Here is an 18,351-nt window from a genome sequence, read left to right on the forward strand (position 1 = left end):
TCCCCGCCTGCGTAACGGTCGGCGTCCGTCCGCAGTGCCCGGCTGGCACCCTGCGGCGGGGAACTTCTCGCGACCATAACGTGATCTCCGGGGATTCTTCTGGCCGACCGCGCCGTTGTGGTCATCGCCACGCCGGTGCCCGGTGGCGTCCATGGTGGCGCGCGGGGGCGTCAACGCGCCAGAGATATTCGATAACTCGTTCGAGTGAAACGCGGTGCCCCGCTACGGCGCCAGCGCCGACCAGGGGAGGGTGACCTCGCCCTGGCGCCACCGGCCCCGCGCGTCCACCAGCGGCCAGCTGCCCGCCAGCGCCGTGCAGGCCGCCACCCAGCGCTGGCGGGCGCCGAAGGCCCCGTACGGCGCGGCCGCCGCCCAGGCCCGGTCGAAGTCCGCCAGGAAGGCGTGCACCGGGCGGCCCGGCACGTTGTGGTGGATCAGCGCCTTCGGCAGCCGTTCGGCCAGGTCGGAGGGCTGGACCAGGCCGCCGAGCCGCGCCGCGAAGGTCACCGTCCGGGGGCCCTCCGGCCCGAGCGCGACCCAGACGTGCCGCCGCCCGATCTCGTCGCAGGTGCCCTCCACCAGCAGCCCGTCGGGCGCGAGCCGGGAGCAGAGCCGCTCCCACACCCCGGCCACCGTCGACTCCTCGTACTGCCGCAGCACGTTGGCCGCCCGGATCAGCTGCGCCGGCGCCCCGCCGTCCAGCGGCACCTCGAACCCGCCGCGCCGGAAGGTCAGCAGCGGCGGATCGGCGTACGGCAGCGCCGCCGCGACCCGCTCCGGCTCGATCTCGATCCCGACCACCCGCACGTCCGCCCGCACCGCCCGCAGCCGCGCGGCCAGCTCCACGGCCGTCCAGGGCGCGGCCCCGTACCCGAGGTCCACCGCCACCGGCGGCCGCCCGGCGGCGCGCAGCGTACGGCCCAGGGTGTGCGCGATCCAGCGGTCCATCCGCCGCAGCCGGTTGGTGTTGGTGGTCCCCCTGGTGACCGTCCCCACCGGACGCCCGCTCCGGCCCCGGGCGGGCACGGCGGAAGCGGGATCGAAGGTGGAGGCCATGACCAGCAGCCTAGTGCGGCCCGACGCACCCTCCGGCAGTTCCTCCCCCGCCCCGGGAATTCCGGACGCCGTGGACGTGGTTGGCACACTGGTGGTGATGTGTGCCCGGACGGGCAGCGCACACCGGCCCCGTCCGCGGGGCGCCGAGACGGGCCGCACCCGAGGAGGATTCAGCCAGGTGATCCAGCACCCCGTCCGTTCGGCACGCCGCGCGCAGCCGCCCGGCACGCCCGCCCGTGCCCGGCTGCAGTCGCTCGTCCCGGGCCGCCGCCGCCCGCGCCGCATAGCCATGCTGAGCGTCCACACCTCGCCGCTGCACCAGCCCGGCACCGGGGACGCGGGCGGGATGAACGTCTACATCGTCGAGCTGGCCAAGCGTCTCGCCGAGCTGAACATCGAGGTCGAGGTCTTCACCCGCTCGATCTGCTCCGACGACGCCCCCACCGTCGAGCTGGCCCCCGGCGTCCTGGTGCGGCACGTCACCGCCGGGCCGTACGAGGGCCTCCTCAAGGAGGACCTGCCCGCCCAGCTCTGCGCCTTCACCCACGGGGTGCTGCGCACCGAGGCCGGCCACCGCCCCGGCCACTACGACCTGGTGCACTCCCACTACTGGCTCTCCGGGCAGGTCGGCTGGCTGGCCGCCCAGCGCTGGGGCGTGCCGCTCGTGCACACCATGCACACCATGGCGAAGGTCAAGAACGCCGCCCTCGCCGAGGGCGACACGCCCGAGCCCGCGGCCCGGGTGATCGGCGAGACCCAGGTGGTGGAGGCGGCCGACCGGCTGATCGCCAACACCACCGAGGAGGCCGCCGAGCTGGCCCTGCACTACTCCGCCCGCCCGGATCAGCTGGCCGTCGTGCACCCGGGCGTCAACCTGGACGTCTTCCGGCCCGGTGGCCCGGAGGCCCGGGCCGCCGCCCGCGACCGGCTGGGCCTGCCGCAGCACGCCGCGGTACTGCTGTTCGCCGGCCGCATCCAGCCGCTGAAGGCGCCGGACGTGCTGCTGCGCGCGGTGGCGGCGCTGCTGGAACGCCGCCCGGAGCTGCGCGAGCGCCTGGTGGTGCCGGTGGTGGGCGGCCCGTCCGGTACGGGGCTGGCCCGGCCGGAGAGCCTGCACAAGCTCGCCGCCCAGCTGGGCATCGGGGACGTGGTGCGCTTCCACCCGCCGGTCGGCCAGACCCGGCTCGCGGACTGGTACCGCGCGGCGACGGCCCTGGTGATGCCCTCGTACAGCGAGTCCTTCGGGCTGGTGGCACTGGAGGCGCAGGCGTGCGGCACCCCGGTGGTCGCGGCGGCGGTCGGGGGCCTGCCGGTCGCGGTGCGCGACGGCGAGTCCGGCACGCTGGTGAGTGGCCACGATCCGCTCGCCTGGTCGTACGCGCTGGAGCCGTACGTCACCGACCCCGAGCTGGTGGCCCGGCGCGGCGAGGCGGCGGCCCGGCACGCGGCGGGCTTCGGCTGGGGGGCGGCCGCGGCGACCACCGCCGAGGTGTACGCCGGCAGCCTGGCCCGCCCGGCGGGCCGCCTGGCCGTCGCCCGCCGCAGGCTGGTCTGAGACCGGACTCGTCCGAGCCCGTCCCGTCCGAGCCACCGTGCGCGGGGCCGGTACCGGCGAGTAGCGTCACCCTCATGGCAATCCGCACCAAGGACGAGGCCCTGACCCTCCTGCGCACCGCTCTGGACGAGGCCGGGGTGGCCTGGGAGCCGGCCGCCGCCGATCCGTACACCCTGGTGGCGACCCTCCCGGGCACCCGCAAGCTGAACACCGCCTGCGCCCTGCGGGTCGGCGACCACAGCCTCTCGGTGAACGCCTTCGTGATCCGCCGCCCGGACGAGAACCACGAGGGCGTCTACCGCTGGCTGCTGGAGCGCAACACCCGGCTGTACGGCGTCGCGTACGCGATCGACCCGCTCGGCGACGTCTACCTGGCGGGCCGCCTGCCGCTGGAGGCGCTCACCCCGGACACCGTGGACCGGCTGCTCGGGGCGGTGCTGGAGAACGCCGACGAGCCGTTCAACACCCTGCTGGAGCTGGGCTTCGCCACCGCGATCCGCCGCGAGTGGGAGTGGCGCACCAAGCGCGGGGAGTCCACCCGCAACCTGGCCGCCTTCGCCCACCTCGCCGCTCCCACCGCTCCGGTCACCCCTGCCGCGGAGTGACTCGGGTGCGGTGACCCAGCCGCAGTGACTCAGGCGGGAGCCTTCGCGGGCTCCACCTCGGTCACCGACCCGGACCGCACCGCCGCCGCTGCTGCCGCCGCGGCCTTGGTACGGCGGCCCAGCACCACGTGCCCGAGCGCCGCGACCGTGCCGCAGACCCCGCACACCAGCCACAGCGTCCCCGGCCCGGCGTGGTCCAGCACCAGCCCGCCGGCCGCCGGGCCGATGAACGCGGCGAGCGACCAGGAGAGCGAGTAGACGCCCTGGTAGCGGCCGCGCGCCTGGGTCGGCGCCAGCTCGGCGACCAGGCCCATCATGGTCGGGGCGTTCAGCACCTCGCCGACCGTCCAGACCGCCACCGAGAGCGCGAACAGCCAGGCCGAGGAGCCGGCCAGCGCCGCCAGCCCGAAGCCCCATCCGGTGACCAGGCAGCTGGCGATCAGGAGCGCGGTGCGCGAGCGGCCCTCCATCCAGCGCGTGAGCGGGATCTGCAGCACCACGATCAGCAGCCCGTTCAGGCCGATGACCAGCCCGTACTCGGTCGTGGTGATGCCCGAGGCGCCCATGTCGACGGCCAGGGTGGTGCTCCCCTGCTGGTAGATCAGGGCGAGCAGCAGGTTGAGCCCGACGACCGCCATGAACGGCGCGTCCCGGAACACGGTGAGCAGGCTGACCTTCGGCTCGGCCGGGCCGTCCGGCTCCGCCCCGGTCACGGGCACGGCCACGGCCACGGGTTCCGGCCTGGTCTCCGGGATGCGGATGAAGATCACCACGGCGCAGATCAGCGTGGTCAGCGCGTCCAGCACGAAGAGCGTGAGGTAGCCGTGGGTGGCGATCAGCCCGGCGACGGCGGCGGAGAGGCCGAAGCCGATGTTGATCGCCCAGTAGTTCAGCGAGTACGCCCGCACGCGGTCCTCGGCCGGGACGAGGTCGGCGATGATCGCCGAGGTGGGCGGCCTGGTCGCGTTGTTGCACAGGCCCACCAGGAAGGCCACCACGGCGATGGCCACCTGACCGTCGGTGAAGCCCAGCACGACCGTGAACAGCGCGGTGCCGAGCTGGGCGGCGACCAGCGTCGGCCGGCGCCCGATCCGGTCGGCCAGCACGCCGGCGCCGAGCGCCGCGATCGCCGAGCCGAGCCCGAACAGTGCCGCCACCAGGCCCGCGTACGAGGCCGAGTATCCTCGCTCCGCGGTCAGGTACAGCGCCAGGAACGTCACCACGAAGGCGCCGAGCTTGTTCACCAGGGTGCTCACCCAGAGCCACCAGAACGCGCGCGGCAGCCCGCCCACCGTCTCCCGGACCAGTCTTCGGACGCGGGGATTGGCGACGAGGGCGACGAGCATGTGGGGGCTCCCGAATGTAAGTGGCAGACAAGCAGTGCGCACATTACTCGCCGAGGTGAGACGCCCACCAGTGCTTTTTCGCCCTCCACTAAGCTGGGCGCCATGGCTGACACGACGTACCGACTCATCCTGCTCCGTCACGGCGAGAGCCAGTGGAACCAGAAGAACCTGTTCACCGGTTGGGTCGACGTCGACCTCAACGAGAAGGGCGAGAAGGAGGCGGCCCGCGGCGGTGAGCTGCTCGCCGCCGAGAACCTGCTCCCCGACGTCCTGCACACCTCCCTGCTGCGCCGCGCCATCCGTACCTCGCAGATCGCCCTGGACAAGGCCGACCGCCACTGGATCCCGGTCTCCCGCAGCTGGCGCCTGAACGAGCGCCACTACGGCGCCCTCCAGGGCAAGGACAAGGCCCAGACCCTGGCCGAGTTCGGCGAGGAGCAGTTCCAGCTGTGGCGCCGCTCCTACGACACCCCGCCGCCGGTCCTGGCCGACGACTCCGAGTACTCCCAGGCCCACGACGCGCGCTACGCCGAGATCCCCAGCGAGCTGCGCCCGGCCACCGAGTGCCTCAAGGACGTCGTCGAGCGGATGCTCCCGTACTGGTACGACGCCATCGTCCCCGACCTCGCCGCCGGCAAGACCGTCCTGGTCACCGCCCACGGCAACAGCCTGCGCGCCCTGGTCAAGCACCTCGACGGCATCTCCGACGAGGCCATCGCCGGCCTGAACATCCCCACCGGCATCCCCCTCGTCTACGAGCTGGACGCCGACTTCAAGCCCCTCACCCCGGGCGGCCGCTACCTCGACCCGGAGGCCGCCGCCTCCGCCATCGAGGCGGTCAAGAACCAGGGCAAGAAGTAACGCGCCCGCCGACGACGGCCCCCGACCCGCGCCCGGTGCGCGGATCGGGGGCCGTCGTTCGTTGTCGGGCCGTTCGTGGGCCGTCAACTTGCCTGGTGGGGAGGCGAGTTGGTGCCCGCAAAATGGTTCAGACCATTGACGGCGAAAGGGTCGGCTCCTACCGTGGGAGCACCGGGCTGGCACAGGCATGCCAATGATCGGGGCCGCCTTCCGTCGCGCACCCCCACGCGCGACCGCCGCCCGGCGCACACTCCATCCACCCCCACGGAGGAGCACCATGCGCAAGCGTCATGTCGTCGGGGCGGTCGTCGCCGCCCTGGCGGTCCCGTTGGCCCTCGCCTTCCCGGCGCAGGCCCACGGGTACATCACCACGCCGCCGAGCCGCGCCGCGCTCTGCGACGAGCACGTCCAGGGCGTCCCCTGGGACTGCGGTGACATCCAGTGGGAGCCGCAGAGCGTCGAGGGCCCCAAGGGCTTCCCGAGCCTCGGCCCCTCGGACGGCACCATCTGCGCCGGCGGCAACGCCCGCTTCGCCGAGCTGGACGACCCGCACAACGGCGCCTGGCCGACCACCCGGGTGACGGCGGGCCAGCAGCTCACCTTCACCTGGCGCTTCACCGCCCGGCACGCCACCACGGACTTCCGCTACTACATGACGAAGCCCGGCTACGACGCGAGCCAGCCGATCACCCGGGCCAACCTGGACCTGACGCCGTTCCTGATCGCCCCGTACGGCGGCGTCCAGGTGCCCACCACGCTCAGCCACACCGCGACTCTCCCGAGCGGGCGGACCGGCCACCAGGTGATCGTCGCGGTCTGGACGATCTCCGACACCGGCAACGCCTTCTACTCCTGCTCCGACGTCCAGTTCTGACAGGTCGGACGGCCCAGGTCTCCCGCCGCACGCACCGGTGCCCGGCCGTCCTCAGGACGGCCGGGCATCCGGCACAGGACTCCGTGACTCCTCAGTGGCCGCCGCAGCAGCCTCCGTCGGCGCCGCCGCACTGGCAGGGCGCGCCGGACTGGCAGCCGCAGCCGCAGCCGGGACCGCAGCCGCAACCGGCGGCGAGGACGGGGAGGAGATTCGGCGGGAGCGGCTCGACGGGGTCGTTGGCGGGTGCAGGACGGGTGGGGTGGGCCTTCATCGAGCTGTTCCCTCCTCGTGACGGGCACACTTCGGTGCCTGCTGTCCGAGTGAAACCGCCGATCGGAGGGGGCGTCAACGGGCGTGCAGTAGCGGACCCGTGAGGCGCCGTGCCTCCGCACCACCCCCCGGCCCAGGTTTACCCACCCGCCGAGGTGAGGCCCACCGCCCCGCCCGGCTCACTCCGCCCGGCTCACTCCGAGGGCGCCGCCGCGTCGGCCTCGACCCCGGCCACGAACTCGGCCACGTGCTCGCCGGTCACCAGGTAGACGACCCGCTTGGCCACGGAGACCGCGTGGTCCGCGAAGCGCTCGTAGTAGCGGCCGACCAGGGTGATGTCCACGGCGGTCTCGATGCCGTGGTGCCACCGCTCGTCGATCAGGTGGGAGAGCAGCTCCCGGTGCAGCGAGTCGATGGCGTCGTCGTCCTGCTCCATCTCCAGGGCCTTGTCGACGTCCTTGGTCGCGATGACCAGGCCGGCCTTGGCGACGAGGCGCTGGGCGAGCTGGCCCATCTCCAGGACGGTCGAGTGCAGGTCGCCGGGGACCGCCGTGTCCGGGTAGCGCATCCGGGCGATCTTGGCGACGTGCCGGGCGAGGTCGCCGCATCGCTCGAGGTCGGCGCTCATCCGCAGCGAGGTGACGACGATCCGCAGGTCGGTGGCGACCGGCTGCTGGCGGGCCAGCAGGTCGATGGCCCGGTTCTCGAGGTCGTGGTGCAGCTCGTTGACCTTCTCGTCGGCGGCGATCACGCTCTCCGCCAGCGCCAGGTCCGCGTCGAGGAGCGCGGTGGTGGCCCTGCCGAGGGCCGAGCCGACGAGCCGGGCCATCTCGACCAGGCTGTCGCCGATCGCATCGAGTTCCTCGTGGTACGCGTCGCGCATGATCTCTCCTCAGTGGCTGTGTCGGTGGCGGTGCCGACCGGTCAGCCCGTCCGATCGTCGTCATATCGTTCGGGTGGCCGCTGCTGGTGTGCGCGCATGGTACGCGCACCCCCGAGACGGTGCCCGTGGTTCGGCGCACCGTTTCGACCCACACGGGCTGCACGGCCAACTCTCAGCCGTCCCGGCGACCTGGCACGGCCAGTTCAGTGAATCGGCAGCTACGTGAAGGTGAATTCTCGGCAACGCGCGGCCGATGCCTTGATCCAGCCCTTGGGGAGCGGCCGCGCCGTGCGCTTACGCTGGCCACATGGACGTGAACGTGGCCGCCGCCGCTGCCTGCGCCATAGCCGGGCTCGGCGTCGGCCTCACCGCCTCCATCGCCTTCCGCTGGAGCGAACGCGAGCAGGCCCGGGGCAGGTACAACGGCACCGGCGGCAGGCATCACGGTCGGCACCAGCCCCTGGGCGCCGGCCACCCCGAAGCACCGCTTCCCCCCGGGGTCGACACCGTGCTCTCCGTGCTGCGCTCCTGCGCGATCGTGCTGGGCGAGGGCGACGAGGTGGTGAAGGCCAGCTCCGCGGCGTACGCGATGGGCCTGGTCCGCGGCGGTGCGGTCGCCGTGGACCAGATGCTCGCGCTGGCCCGCGCCACCCGCCGGGACGGCGAGATCCGCCAGGTCGAGCTGGAGGTGCCGCGCCCCGGTGCGGCCCGCGCGGCCGAGCCGCTCGCCGTCTCCGTCCGGGTCGCCCCGCTGGGCTCCCGCCTGGTGCTGGTGCTGGTCGAGGACCAGACCGAGCGCCGCCGGGTGGAGGCCGTCCGCCGGGACTTCGTCGCCAACGTCAGCCACGAGCTCAAGACCCCGGTCGGCGCCCTGTCGCTGCTCTCCGAGGCCGTCGCCGACGCGGCGGACGACCCGGAGGCCGTGCAGCGCTTCGCCGGCCGGATGCAGATCGAGGCGACCCGCCTGGCCAGCCTGGTCCAGGAGATCATCGACCTCTCCCGGGTCCAGGACGACCGCCTGATGGTCGACCCGGAGCCGGTCGCGGTGGACGAGCTGATCGCCGAGGCGATCGACCGCTGCCGCCAGCAGGCCGCCGCCAAGCAGATCCTCATCGCGGCCGGCGGCATCGCGGGCCTCTACCTGCACGGCAACCGCGGCCAGCTCGCCGCGGCCCTGGGCAACCTGGTCGAGAACGCGGTCAACTACAGCCCGCCGCGCACCCGGGTGGCCATCGCCACCCGCCGCATCTCCAGCGCCGCCGCGCTCGGCGAGGCGGACGGCGAGCTGATCGAGATCTCGGTCACCGACCAGGGCATCGGCATCTCGGAGAAGGACCGCGAGCGGGTCTTCGAGCGCTTCTACCGGGTCGACCCGGCCCGCTCCCGCCAGACCGGCGGCACGGGCCTGGGCCTGTCCATCGTCAAGCACGTCGCCGCCTCCCACGGCGGCACGGTCTCGGTCTGGAGCGTCGAGGGCCAAGGCTCGACCTTCACCATCCGGCTGCCCGCCAGCCAGGCGCCCACCCAGGACGAGGACACGGACGAGGACGGGTCCGACCCCGGAGCGGGTACGCCTACGTCAGGGAGCTCCGCCGGTTCGGCCCCCGAGGCCGCCCCGGCGCCCCGAACCCTCACCACGGGCCGTCCCGACGGTACGGCCCGTTCGCTCCCCGCCGGGGAGCGGGAACAACCCCTGTCAGACACAACCCCCCAGCTTGCCCCGGAGGCTTGATCGTGACCCGAGTACTGGTGGTCGAGGACGAGGAGTCGTTCAGCGACGCCCTCTCGTACATGCTCCGCAAGGAGGGCTTCGAGGTGGCCGTGGCCGCCACCGGCCCCGACGCCCTGGAGCAGTTCGAACGCAACGGCGCCGACCTCGTCCTGCTCGACCTGATGCTGCCGGGCCTGCCGGGCACCGAGGTCTGCCGCCAGCTCCGGGTGCGCTCCAACGTCCCCGTGATCATGGTGACCGCCAAGGACAGCGAGATCGACAAGGTCGTCGGGCTGGAGATAGGTGCCGACGACTACGTCACCAAGCCCTACTCCACCCGTGAGCTCGTCGCCCGCATCCGCGCGGTGCTGCGCCGCCGCGGCGAGGACGGCGGCGCGGGCGACAACGGCGGCGGCCCGGGCGCCCTGGAGGCGGGCCCGGTCCGCATGGACGTCGACCGGCACGTGGTGACCGTGGACGGCGCCAAGGTCGACCTGCCGCTCAAGGAGTTCGACCTGCTGGAGATGCTGCTGCGCAACGCGGGCCGCGTGCTCACCCGCATGCAGCTGATCGACCGGGTCTGGGGCGCGGACTACGTCGGCGACACCAAGACCCTGGACGTCCACGTGAAGCGTCTGCGGGCCAAGATCGAGCCCGACCCGGGCGCGCCGCGCTACCTGGTGACCGTCCGCGGCCTCGGCTACAAGTTCGAGCCGTAAAGAGCCGCGAAGCCGCGAAGAGCCGCATAGAGCGGTGAAGAGCGGTGAAGAGCGGTGAAGAGCTGTACGGAGCCGTAGAGCTCCGTACGAAGAGCGGGCGAACACAGCGGCGGGTTCGTCCGTACGGGTGAACGCGAGGGCCCCTCCGGCAGCTGCCGGAGGGGCCCTCGCGCGTCGTCCCGCCTACGTCAGTGGGCGGTCGGGGTGGTGCCCGCCGCGGGGGTGGCCGCGGTGGTGGCGCCGGCGGCCGGCGTGCCCGTGGTGGCGCCCGTGGCCGGGGTGGCCGGGGTGCCCGAGGCGCCTGCGGCCGGGGAGGCGCCCTTGGTGGGCACCGGGGCCGGGGAGGCGCTCGGGCTCGGGCCGTAGCCCGAGTAGATGTCCTTGTTCCTGAGGTCCGAGTCCGGGGTCACGCCGGCCTCGGCGGTGACGGTCCGGACCTGGCCCTCCTTGCCCTCCTGGATGCCGAAGGCGGTCTTGGCGAAGCCGCCGACCTTGACGTTGGCCGAGGAGACCGTGGCGGACGGGTTGCCCTTGCCGCCGATGGCCACCGAGCCGCCGGCCGGGATGACGATGGAGGGCACGGAGGCGCCCGAGGCGTCGGTGAAGGTGGCGTTGCCGCCGCCGAGCACGACGGTCTTGAGCTCCGCCGCGGTGGTGCCGGTGTTCGCGATGTTGACGACCACGCTGGCGGGGCCGGTGTAGTCGCCGGCGGCCTTGCCGGGGGTCACGACCACGATGTTGTTCAGGCGGAGGTTCGTGCCGATCGTCGCGGCCGCGTTGTCCGGCTTGATCTGCAGGGTGTCCGGCGCGTTGCCGGCGGCGCAGGACGAGAGCGAGGCGATGGCGATGGCGGCGACGACGGCGATGCTGCCGCGTCGAAGGCTGCGGCTCACGGCGGCGGCTTCTCCTTGGTCACTTGTCGGTAGGTCAGGTCTCAGATTATCGACCTCACTTATGCGGCCTTCACGGGGAGGTCCCCGTGTCGCACTTCCGGGTCCTCCTGGGGGCCGTCCGGACGCATCCGGGGGCGTTCGGGCCGTGGCGGGGCGATCAGCGGGGCATCACGGAAGGGACACACTTCGACCAAGATCGAATAACGATGCGGGTGCGACCCGGAACGCGACGAAAACTCAAGATCCAATCATGGCGTCGGGGGTGTTGCGCAAGGGTTTCGCCAGAGGTCTGTACCGCCTCCGACCTGCGGGAAGCCGTTCTCGAACATCGGTCGCAGCACGCCGGGGGGCCGCTTGTCAAGCCCCGAGACCGGTCCTGACCTGCGAAAACGCCCTTCGGGTGGGGCGCGAAGCGTGTTATTCTGGAAAGCCACGGAAGGGGTCCTGTCACATGACGTTCAAGGTTGGCGACACGGTGGTCTACCCCCATCACGGGGCCGCGCTGATCGAGGCCATCGAAACTCGCCAGATCAAGGGTGTGGACAAGACCTACCTGGTGCTCAAGGTGCAGCAGGGAGACCTGACGCTCCGCGTGCCCGCCGAGAACGCGGAGTTCGTCGGCGTTCGCGACGTGGTCGGCCAGGAGGGTCTGGACCGGGTCTTCGAGGTGCTGCGCGCACCGTACACCGAAGAGCCCACCAACTGGTCCCGTCGCTACAAGGCGAACCTGGAGAAGCTCGCTTCGGGCGATGTCATCAAGGTTGCCGAGGTCGTGCGCGACCTCTGGCGTCGCGAGCGCGAGCGCGGCCTCTCGGCCGGCGAGAAGCGGATGCTCGCGAAGGCGCGCCAGATCCTCGTCAGCGAGCTCGCGCTGGCGGAGAACACCAACGAGGACAAGGCGGAGACGCTGCTCGACGAGGTGCTGGCCTCGTAGTGCGCGCGTAGCCGTAGTGCAGTCGGGCAGCAGCCCAACGCTCACAGCGCCCGGTGCCGGCGCGCCACTGCTCGGACGAGGAGCCCGGGAGTGGTGCCGTGGCACTCCGGGCGCTGAGGCGTGTCCGGACGACGCCTCCGGCCCGGGCCGGTGCTGCCTTGCATGACCGTTTCTGCGGGTTGTGCCGGGTAGTGCCAGGTCGTGCCGAGTTGTGCCGCGGGCGGTTGGACCGTGGTTCTTCGGAAGGGGCCCGGAGCCCGTCGGGCACGCCAAGGCCATACCCACTTCGCCGAAGGAGTGAAACCTGAACGCCTCAGCAGCAGTCGCAGCAGCAGTGGTGCCCGCCGCCGGACGCGGTGAGCGACTGGGCCCCGGGGCCCCGAAGGCCCTGCGGGAACTGGGCGGCGTGCCGCTCCTGGTCCACGCCGTACGGGCGCTCGCGCGCAGCCGGGCCGTGGGCCTGGTCGTGGTCGCCGCGCCCGCGGACGGGGTGGCCGAGGTGGTCGCCCTGCTGGACAGCCACGGGCTGGACGGCAAGGACGTCCGGGTGGTGGCCGGCGGCTCGACCCGCCAGGAGTCCGTCCGGCTGGGCCTGGCGGCGATCCCGGAGGACGTCCCGATCGTCCTGGTGCACGACGCGGCCCGCCCGCTGGTGCCGGTCGAGGTGGTGGACGCCGTCGCGGCCGCCGTCCGGGCCGGGGCCGTCGCGGTGGTGCCGGCGGTGCCGCTGGCCGACACCGTGAAGCGCGTCGAGCCGAACCCGGGCCGTCCCGAGCCGGTGGTCGACACGCCCGACCGGTCCACCCTGCGCGCGGTGCAGACCCCGCAGGGCTTCGACCGGACCGTCCTCGTCGGGGTGCACGCCAAGGCGCTGGCCGAGGAGGCGTCCGGCGCCGCCGACGCGCCGCCCGTCACCGACGACGCGGGCCTGGTGGAGCGCTACGGCGGCCAGGTCGTCGTGGTGCCCGGCCACGAGGAGGCGTTCAAGGTCACCCGTCCCCTGGACCTCGTGCTCGCCGAGGCCGTACTCGCCCGCCGGAGGGCCGCCGATGCCTACTGACGCCCGGATCCCCGTCCTCCCCCGCGTGGGGATCGGCACCGACGTGCACGCCTTCGAGGCCGGCCGCCCGCTCTGGGTCGCCGGACTGGAGTGGCCGGACGCCGAGTTCGGTCTCTCCGGGCATTCGGACGCCGACGTGGCCGCGCACGCCGCCTGCGACGCGCTGTTCTCGGCCGCCGGGATCGGCGATCTGGGCGCCCACTTCGGCACCGACCGGCCCGAGTGGGCCGGCGCCTCCGGGGTGAAGCTGCTCGCCGAGGCCGCCCGGCTGGTCCGTGAGGCGGGTTTCGAGATCGGCAACGTCTCCGTGCAGGTGATCGGCGTACGGCCGAAGGTCGGCAAGCGCCGCACCGAGGCGCAGGCCGCGCTGTCGGAGGCCGTCGGAGCCCCGGTGTCCGTCTCCGGCACCACCACGGACGGGCTGGGGCTGACCGGCCGCGCCGAGGGGCTGGCCGCGATCGCCACCGCCCTGGTGTACGAACGGCGTTGAGCTCTCACCGGTGAAGACGCCGGTGAAGACGCCGGTGAAGGCGCCGGTGAGGACGTCGGTGAAGTCGCTGGAAAAGTCGGGAAGTCGACGGCGATCGAGGGGCCCGCGTCGGTAGTGTGCGACGCGGGCCCCTCGCCGGTCTCCGCCCGTGGGCCCGGACACCGCCGCCGACGTGAAGGGTTTCTTTGATGAGCGACGTCCAACTCTCCGACCGGGCCAAGACGTTGATCGACGGCAAGTGCTTCGCCGTGGTCTCCACGATCCAGCCGGACGGCAGTCCGCAGTCCTCGGTGGTCTGGGTCAGGAGGGACGGCGAGGACATCCTGTTCTCCACCGTGGAGGGCCGCCGCAAGCACCTCAACCTGGTCCGGGACCCGCGCGTCTCGCTGCTCGTCAACCCGCCGGAGAGCCCGTACGAGTACCTGGAGGTGCGCGGTCCGGTGACGATGACCACCGAGGGCGGGCGGGAGCTGATCGACGAGCTGGCCGCCAAGTACCGGGGCGTGGACTCCTACACCTGGGACACCCCCGAGGCCGTGCGGGTGGTCGTGCGCCTCACCCCGCGCAGGGTGGTCGGCGGCATCTGACCGCCGGGCGCGCGCCGTTCCCGGGGTGGGCGGGGCCCGCCATTCCCCGGGAATGTCGCGGGGCACCCCCCGCCGCCCACTACGCTTGACGCTGTGAGCATTCGTCTGTACGACACCAGCACCCGACAGGTACGCGACTTCGTCCCGCTTGTACCGGGTTGTGTCTCGATCTACCTGTGCGGCGCTACCGTCCAGTCGGCGCCTCACATCGGGCACATCCGGTCCGGCCTCAACTTCGACATCATGCAGCGGTGGTTCGCCTACCGCGGCTACCAGGTGACCTTCGCCCGCAACGTCACCGACATCGACGACAAGGTGATCGCCAAGGAGCGCGAGCAGGGCGTGCCGTGGTGGCAGATCGCCTACGAGAACGAGCGCGCGTTCAACGACGGCTACACCGCGCTCGGTTGCCTGCCGCCCACCGTCGAGCCCAGGGCCACGGGGCACATCCCCGAGATGGTCGAGATGATGCAGGCGCTCATCGCCAAGGGCCACGCGTACGAGGCCGAGGGCAACGTCTACTTCGACGTGAAGTCCTACCCGGACTACCTCGCGCTCTCCAACCAGAAGCTCGAGAACCTGCTCCAGCCCGCGGGCGAGGGCGAGACCGGCAAGCGCGACCCCCGCGACTTCGCGATGTGGAAGGCCGCCAAGCCGGGCGAGCCCAGCTGGGAGACCCCGTGGGGCCGCGGCCGGCCCGGCTGGCACCTGGAGTGCTCGGCGATGGCCCACAAGTACCTGGGCCCGGCCTTCGACGTCCACGGCGGCGGGCTGGACCTGATCTTCCCGCACCACGAGAACGAGATCGCCCAGTCCAAGGCGTACGGGGACGACTTCGCCAACTTCTGGGTGCACAACGCCTGGGTCACCATGGCCGGCGAGAAGATGAGCAAGTCGCTCGGCAACTCGGTGCTGGTCTCGGAGATGGTCCGCGTCTGGCGGCCGATCGTGCTCCGCTACTACCTGGGCGCCGCGCACTACCGCTCGATGATCGAGTACAGCGAGGAGGCCCTGCGCGAGGCCGAGGCCGGCTTCGGCCGGATCGAGGGCTTCGTCCAGCGGGCCGTCGAGCGCTGCGGCAAGGTCGACGCGGCGCCCGAGGTGCCGCCGGCCTTCGCCGAGGCGATGGACGACGACCTGGGCGTGCCGCAGGCGCTGGCCGTCGTGCACACCGCCGTCCGCCAGGGCAACAGCGCCCTGAACGCGGACGACAAGGAGAGCGTGGTGGCGCGACTGGCCGAGGTCCGTGCGATGCTCGGTGTACTGGGTCTCGACCCGCTCGACCCGCACTGGGCCGGTGCGGAGCGCGGCGAGGACCTCCACGGCGTGGTCGACTCGCTGGTCCGTCTGGTCCTGGACCAGCGGCAGGCGGCGCGCCAGCGCAAGGACTTCGCCACCGCGGACGCCATCCGCGACCAGCTCGGCCTGGCCGGGCTGGTGATCGAGGACACCCCGTCCGGCCCGCGCTGGACGATCAACAGCCAGTAACCCCATCTGACGATCGGGGTGATGGGTGGGCCGTACCGCACCGGTGCGGCCCTCCCTCATGACGTAGCGCATGTCGCAGGCGTCCGCCGCAGCGAGCGGGGGAGGCCGGGCATGCCGGACAGACAGGAAGTACAGCCATGGCCGGCAACAGCCAGCGCAGGAACCGCCGCAACCCCGGATCCAAGAAGGGTGCGTCTGTCGGTACCGGCGGGCACAGCCGGAGGGCGCTGGAGGGCAAGGGCCCGACGCCGCACGGCTCGGAGCGCAAGGGCCACCCCAAGCAGCGCGCCGCCAACGCCGCGATCAAGCGTGAGCGCGACGCCAAGGCCCGCGCCGGCATGCGCCGCTCCGGGGCGGGCGGCCGCGGTGGCCGCGGCGGCGCGGGCAGCGCCGAGCTGGTCTTCGGCCGCAACTCCGTGGTCGAGGCCCTGCAGGGCGGTGTCCCGGCCACCGCGCTGTACGTCCAGCAGTTCATCGACACCGACGACCGCGTGCGCGACGCCTTCCAGGCCGCCAACGACCGCGGCATCCCGCTGATGGAGGCCCCGCGCCCCCAGCTGGACCAGATGACCGGCGGGATGAACCACCAGGGCATGGTCCTCCAGGTGCCGCCGTACGAGTACGCGCACCCGGACGAGCTCCTGGAGGCGGCCTCCGACGCCGGCCAGGACGCGCTGATCGTCGCGCTGGACGGCGTCACCGACTCGCGCAACCTGGGCGCCGTGGTCCGCTCGGCCGCCGCCTTCGGCGCGCACGGCGTGGTCATCCCCGAGCGCCGCGCGGCCGGCATGACCGCCGGTGCCTGGAAGACCTCCTCCGGCGCCGCCGCCCGGCTGCCCGTCGCCCGGGCCACCAACATGACCCGCACGCTGGAGGCGTACCAGAAGGCCGGTCTGATGGTCGTCGGCCTGGCGGCGGACGGCGAGGCCGAGCTGAGCGACCTGGACCTGCTGACCGGCCCCGTGGTGATCGTCGCGGGCAGCGAGGGCAAGGGCCTGTCCCGGCTGGTCTCGGAGACCTGCGACATGCGGGTGCGGATTCCGATGTCCGGGCTGACCGAGTCGCTGAACGCCGGTGTCGCGGCCGGCATCGTGCTGTACGAGGCCGCGCGACTGCGCGCCAAGCGCTGAGCACAGGTGCCGTAGGCGGCGCAGGCGATCTTCCGAATTGCCCGCAGTCCGCATGGAAAACGATCGGGTCCGACAGGGCCCGATCGTTTTTTTCATGATCACTTCAAGTGTGCGCCGCACATCCACCCGGGAGAGTGTCCTAAGCGGCCGTCACCCGGTTAGACGGGCGTGGACACCAGAACACCTCGGCGCCCCCTGTTCGGCGGCGGCAGCACCGGGATAGACGCGGGCCCCGGCCTCAACACCGTCAAGGTGGACTCCGACCCCGGGCGCATCAGCAGCACCCAGGCGAGCTTCAAGCTCCGGCTCGGCGCCCCCGTGGCTCCGCTGATCGAGGCACCGGCGGGACTGCTGTCCACCGGCGCCGCCTTCGGCGACCCGTACGCGAGCCAGGGGCTGATCCGCCGTCCGCTGGTCACCCCGCAGGTCGTCGTGCCCGCCTCCGCCGTCCCCGCGCTCGCCGGGGCCGGGATCACGGCCGGTGGCGCGCCGCGCCGCAAGGGCCGGGTCACCGCCGTCACCTGGACCGGCCAGGCGGCCCCCGGGGACGTCGCGGCCACCCGGCTGCTGGAGGCCGTTCAGTACTTCGGCGAACGGGGTACGGGAGCCGGCTCCGAGGCGGACACCGAGGTGATCCCCTCCCTCGCCGGCGCCCGGACCGTCCCCCGCCAGCCCCGCGAGGGCTCCGGCACCGCCACCGACGCGGGCGTCGGCCCGATCGGCGAGCCCCACGGCTGGACGCCCAGCGGCGATCTGCCCGAGGTCTCCGCCGCCGAAGCCGACGGCAAGCAGCCCTGGTACCCCGGCCGCCGCGTCGACCTCGGCCTGGTGCTGCTGCCGCTGCGCGCCGTCCTCGGCTCGCTCTCCGTCTACGCCGGGTTCAGCAAGCTCTGCGACCCGGTGTACTTCGACGGCGGCGAGCGCGGCTCGATGATGCGCTGGCTCTCCTCGCTGCACCCGTGGAAGGTCGCCGAACCGCTGCTGGCCTTCGCCATGGCGCACCCGGTGGGCGCGGGCCTGGTCGTCTCCTTCACCCAGATCGTCGTCGGCGTGCTGACCCTCCTGGGCCTGTGGCAGCGGCTCGCGGCCGGCGCGGCGATGCTGCTCTCCGCCGCCCTGCTGTTCACCGTCAGCTGGCGGGCCGTGCCGGTCTACGACACCCCCGACCTGATCTTCCTGGCGGCCTGGAGCCCGCTGCTGATCGCCGGAGCGCCGTTCGCCTCGCTGGACGGGCGGCTCAACCTGGAGGCGTGGCGGCGCATCGGCTCCGGAGCGCCCGGGGCGCTGCGGCGGCGGGTGCTGCGCCGGGGCGCGGTGGTCACCACCGTCGTCGTCGGCCTGACCCTGCTGCTCGGCTCGATGCTCGGCGCCGCCGTCCGCACCGGTGCCAGTTCGCACCAGGCGCCGCCCCGTCCGGCCGGCGACTACGGCAACCCGGTCTGGCCGAACGGCACCCCGTCCGGCGCGCCCGGCGGCCAGGGCCCGTCCACCTCGCCCTCGCCCGCCGCCCCGCGCCCGACCACCCCGGCGCCCTCGCCCAGCGCCCCCTCGGGCAAGGCGACCGCCACGCCCGGCGGCAAGCACTCCGGCAAGCCCGGGGAGGGCGCCGGAGCGGGCCAGAGCCCGGCCGCCGTCGCCCCCGGCTCCGCCCCCGCGCAGCGGGGCACCCCGGCCCCCGGCGGCGGCTCGGGGACGGCGCCCAGGCAGAGCCCGTCCAATGGCCCGGGCCTGCTCGGCGGGGTGCTCGGCAGCGGCCCGCTGGCCGAGCTGTCCGGCGGCGCCCGCTCCTCCCGTCCGGAGGCCACCGCGACCTGAGCCTCCTCCTGGACGACGATCGGCCGGGTGCTCCGTGGGGGAGCACCCGGCCGATCGTCGTGTCTGTGGTCGGG

The 18,351-nt window shown here is 73.1% G+C and carries 17 protein-coding genes; 13 read left to right on the forward strand and 4 right to left on the reverse strand.

Features of this window, described 5'->3' with window-relative positions; translation table 11 throughout:
• Window positions 1–222: 222 nt before the first annotated feature.
• Window positions 223–1,056: a class I SAM-dependent methyltransferase gene (locus ACIBCA_RS10555; RefSeq protein ID WP_396282499.1), complete on the reverse strand. Its 834-nt coding sequence runs from the start codon at window positions 1,054–1,056 to the stop codon at window positions 223–225.
• Between the two features lie 178 nt (window positions 1,057–1,234).
• Between ACIBCA_RS10555 and mshA the strand changes: the two genes are divergently transcribed.
• Together mshA and ACIBCA_RS10565 are read left to right on the forward strand one after the other, a co-directional pair.
• The gene (gene mshA, locus ACIBCA_RS10560) at window positions 1,235–2,611 is read left to right on the forward strand and encodes a D-inositol-3-phosphate glycosyltransferase (RefSeq protein ID WP_396282500.1); all 1,377 of its coding nucleotides are present in this window, start codon (window positions 1,235–1,237) and stop codon (window positions 2,609–2,611) included.
• Window positions 2,612–2,685: 74 nt separating this feature from the next.
• Window positions 2,686–3,216 carry a YbjN domain-containing protein gene (locus ACIBCA_RS10565; RefSeq protein ID WP_396282501.1) on the forward strand — a complete coding sequence of 177 codons (531 nt, stop codon included), beginning with the start codon at window positions 2,686–2,688 and terminating at the stop codon, window positions 3,214–3,216.
• Between the two features lie 29 nt (window positions 3,217–3,245).
• Here the strand turns inward: ACIBCA_RS10565 and ACIBCA_RS10570 are convergent, their stop codons facing one another.
• On the reverse strand, window positions 3,246–4,562 hold the full coding sequence (locus ACIBCA_RS10570) for an MDR family MFS transporter (protein ID WP_396282502.1): 1,317 nt from the start codon (window positions 4,560–4,562) through the stop codon (window positions 3,246–3,248).
• A gap of 102 nt (window positions 4,563–4,664) precedes the next feature.
• Here ACIBCA_RS10570 and ACIBCA_RS10575 point away from each other — a divergent pair, with 102 nt between their 5' ends.
• Window positions 4,665–5,423 (forward strand): phosphoglyceromutase, encoded by a 759-nt coding sequence (locus tag ACIBCA_RS10575; RefSeq protein WP_396282503.1) that lies wholly within the window; start codon window positions 4,665–4,667, stop codon window positions 5,421–5,423.
• A gap of 277 nt (window positions 5,424–5,700) precedes the next feature.
• A complete protein-coding gene (locus tag ACIBCA_RS10580; RefSeq protein ID WP_396282504.1) occupies window positions 5,701–6,297 on the forward strand; it encodes a lytic polysaccharide monooxygenase in 597 nt (198 codons plus the stop codon).
• A 463-nt stretch (window positions 6,298–6,760) separates the two neighbouring features.
• Here the strand turns inward: ACIBCA_RS10580 and phoU are convergent, their stop codons facing one another.
• Window positions 6,761–7,450: a phosphate signaling complex protein PhoU gene (gene phoU, locus ACIBCA_RS10585; RefSeq protein WP_396282505.1), complete on the reverse strand. Its 690-nt coding sequence runs from the start codon at window positions 7,448–7,450 to the stop codon at window positions 6,761–6,763.
• A gap of 307 nt (window positions 7,451–7,757) precedes the next feature.
• Here phoU and ACIBCA_RS10590 point away from each other — a divergent pair, with 307 nt between their 5' ends.
• Complete coding sequence (locus tag ACIBCA_RS10590; RefSeq protein ID WP_396282506.1) at window positions 7,758–9,182, forward strand: sensor histidine kinase; 1,425 nt, start codon at window positions 7,758–7,760, stop codon at window positions 9,180–9,182.
• Between the two features lie 2 nt (window positions 9,183–9,184).
• Window positions 9,185–9,880, forward strand: coding sequence for a response regulator transcription factor (locus tag ACIBCA_RS10595; RefSeq protein ID WP_031069385.1), 696 nt, complete (start codon window positions 9,185–9,187; stop codon window positions 9,878–9,880).
• A 188-nt stretch (window positions 9,881–10,068) separates the two neighbouring features.
• Here ACIBCA_RS10595 and ACIBCA_RS10600 read toward each other — a convergent pair whose 3' ends face one another.
• The gene (locus tag ACIBCA_RS10600) at window positions 10,069–10,773 is read right to left on the reverse strand and encodes a DUF461 domain-containing protein (RefSeq protein ID WP_396282507.1); all 705 of its coding nucleotides are present in this window, start codon (window positions 10,771–10,773) and stop codon (window positions 10,069–10,071) included.
• 451 nt (window positions 10,774–11,224) lie between these two features.
• Here ACIBCA_RS10600 and ACIBCA_RS10605 point away from each other — a divergent pair, with 451 nt between their 5' ends.
• From ACIBCA_RS10605 to ACIBCA_RS10635, 7 genes are all read left to right on the forward strand, one after another.
• Complete coding sequence (locus tag ACIBCA_RS10605; RefSeq protein ID WP_014136563.1) at window positions 11,225–11,707, forward strand: CarD family transcriptional regulator; 483 nt, start codon at window positions 11,225–11,227, stop codon at window positions 11,705–11,707.
• A gap of 304 nt (window positions 11,708–12,011) precedes the next feature.
• Window positions 12,012–12,767 carry a 2-C-methyl-D-erythritol 4-phosphate cytidylyltransferase gene (gene ispD / locus ACIBCA_RS10610; protein WP_396282924.1) on the forward strand — a complete coding sequence of 252 codons (756 nt, stop codon included), beginning with the start codon at window positions 12,012–12,014 and terminating at the stop codon, window positions 12,765–12,767.
• Window positions 12,757–13,257 carry a 2-C-methyl-D-erythritol 2,4-cyclodiphosphate synthase gene (gene ispF / locus ACIBCA_RS10615; RefSeq protein WP_396282508.1) on the forward strand — a complete coding sequence of 167 codons (501 nt, stop codon included), beginning with the start codon at window positions 12,757–12,759 and terminating at the stop codon, window positions 13,255–13,257. Before ispD ends, ispF begins: the two co-directional genes overlap by 11 nt.
• Window positions 13,258–13,445: 188 nt before the next feature.
• Window positions 13,446–13,844, forward strand: a complete 399-nt coding sequence (locus tag ACIBCA_RS10620) for a PPOX class F420-dependent oxidoreductase (protein ID WP_396282509.1) — start codon at window positions 13,446–13,448, stop codon at window positions 13,842–13,844.
• A 93-nt stretch (window positions 13,845–13,937) separates the two neighbouring features.
• On the forward strand, window positions 13,938–15,332 hold the full coding sequence (gene cysS / locus ACIBCA_RS10625) for a cysteine--tRNA ligase (protein ID WP_396282510.1): 1,395 nt from the start codon (window positions 13,938–13,940) through the stop codon (window positions 15,330–15,332).
• Window positions 15,333–15,469: 137 nt separating this feature from the next.
• The gene (gene rlmB / locus ACIBCA_RS10630; RefSeq protein ID WP_396282511.1) at window positions 15,470–16,462 is read left to right on the forward strand and encodes a 23S rRNA (guanosine(2251)-2'-O)-methyltransferase RlmB; all 993 of its coding nucleotides are present in this window, start codon (window positions 15,470–15,472) and stop codon (window positions 16,460–16,462) included.
• Window positions 16,463–16,630: 168 nt separating this feature from the next.
• Window positions 16,631–18,277, forward strand: coding sequence for a DoxX family membrane protein (locus ACIBCA_RS10635; RefSeq protein ID WP_396282512.1), 1,647 nt, complete (start codon window positions 16,631–16,633; stop codon window positions 18,275–18,277).
• The last annotated feature ends 74 nt before the right edge of the window (window positions 18,278–18,351 follow it).

The organism is Kitasatospora sp. NPDC051170, from assembly GCF_044455705.1.
In the GTDB taxonomy this organism is placed as follows: domain Bacteria; phylum Actinomycetota; class Actinomycetes; order Streptomycetales; family Streptomycetaceae; genus Kitasatospora.